We start from the raw sequence: 1,537 nt of genomic DNA, 5'->3' as shown, positions 1-1,537 counted from the left end.
TGGAAACTATGTACCTTCTGTAATGTCAGAAAGATATGATGCTTTTATTTACATGGATGAAACTCAGGCACTTCACCCGCTTGTTCATGAAACAGCACCCGTTGTGTAATAAATTTCAAGCCCTTAATAACATTTCGGGTTATTAAGGGCTTGTTCGTGCTTATTCCTAATGACCAATGTTGGAGTGTTAAAAAATTGTCCTCGCCAAAATGAAAAATATCACTTCCCCAATGACTGTGAAAGACGCAGAACTTTTGCTGCTGAGTATAAACCTGATCCTTGCAGGAAGAGTCAAAAGAATGTTTAACTTGTTAGTAAAGCAGGTAGTAGACCCATGAATTTTGGTTTTTTTCTTTTTAAAAGCGAATTTAAAAGTATCGTGTGGGAAAAATCGACCAAAAGAGCATCAAATGGTGATGATGTTCCAAGGTCTGATTGTTTCCTATGATTAATAGTATCTTCCCATCAAATACAGGGTAATGTTTGTTTTACTCACATTTAACACCTATATTAATTCTTTTATCATTAAAAGATGTGGACCGCCATCTTCCATAAAGACATCGGATGAAGTCTGATAGCCGAGTTTTTTATAAAAACCCTCTGCCTGTGTTTGTCCATGTAATTTAACCTTGGATAGTTCCTTTTCCTTTGCAATCTCTTCTAACGTTTTAATTATTATTTTTCCAAGGCCAAATTTACGGTAAGGCTCCAAGATGCAAATTCTCTCCAATTTACCTAAACCATCAACAACTCTTAACCTTCCAGTTCCGACTGGTTTTTCATTATAATAGACTAATATGTGTTCAGAAGAAGCATGAAGTGCATCAAATTCATCAAATTCATCAAATTCAGTTTCTAATTGGAAACCTTGTTCCTCAACAAATACTTCTTTTCTGATCTGAAAGGCTATTTTTAAATCATTTTCTGTAGTAATTCTTTTTGATTCCAATGTTCTTCATTCCTTTTCTAGATTTATGTAATAAGACAAGTCATAATAAATGTATATTCTTTTTTAGTATAAACGAAATTATTTTTGTTGTAAATACAACAAAAAAGTTAGGGGCACTTTGAATGAAAGAAATACTCCGTGAAATTGGAATGATAGCAAGGGCATTGGACTCTATAAGTAATATTGAATTTAAAGAATTTGACCTTACAAAAGGGCAATATTTGTATCTTGTCCGAATATGTGAAAATCCAGGAATCATTCAGGAAAAGTTAGCAGAAATGATAAAGGTTGACCGAACGACAGCGGCTCGTGCCATTAAAAAACTTGAAATTCAAGGTTTTATTGAAAAGAAAAATGATGAGGGCAACAAAAAAATTAAAAAGCTTTATGCTACTGATAAAGGTGAAAAGGTCTATCCCTTTTTGAAAAAAGAAGGAGAGTATACCGACAAGATTGCATTATCTGGATTTTCTTTGGAGGAAACGGAGACGATGTTGCATCTTCTTCAAAGGGTCAGAAAAAATATTGAGGTAGATTGGGAATTTGTGAAAAAGGGAAATAAAAGGGGATATTGATGCAGCTTATAAG

General features: G+C 33.6%; 2 protein-coding genes. One reads left to right on the top strand and one right to left on the bottom strand.

The annotated features are described in order from the left end of the window. Window positions 1–505: 505 nt before the first annotated feature. A complete protein-coding gene (locus ACFVSH_RS26485; RefSeq protein WP_387708788.1) occupies window positions 506–949 on the bottom strand; it encodes a GNAT family N-acetyltransferase in 444 nt (147 codons plus the stop codon). Window positions 950–1,071: 122 nt separating this feature from the next. Here ACFVSH_RS26485 and ACFVSH_RS26480 point away from each other — a divergent pair, with 122 nt between their 5' ends. Then, window positions 1,072–1,524, top strand: coding sequence for a MarR family winged helix-turn-helix transcriptional regulator (locus tag ACFVSH_RS26480; protein ID WP_387595660.1), 453 nt, complete (start codon window positions 1,072–1,074; stop codon window positions 1,522–1,524). Window positions 1,525–1,537 lie beyond the last annotated feature (13 nt).

This window comes from Peribacillus sp. NPDC058002 (assembly GCF_042886655.1).
Taxonomy (GTDB): domain Bacteria; phylum Bacillota; class Bacilli; order Bacillales; family DSM-1321; genus Peribacillus; species Peribacillus aracenensis.
Note: the sequence above shows the minus strand (reverse complement) of the source record. Positions and strands in the feature narration are given on the sequence as shown.

Coding starts and splice junctions, on each gene's coding strand:
- ACFVSH_RS26480 (WP_387595660.1), top strand. CDS start 1,072: ATGAAAGAAATACTCCGTGAAATTGGAATGATAGCAAGGGCATTGGAC.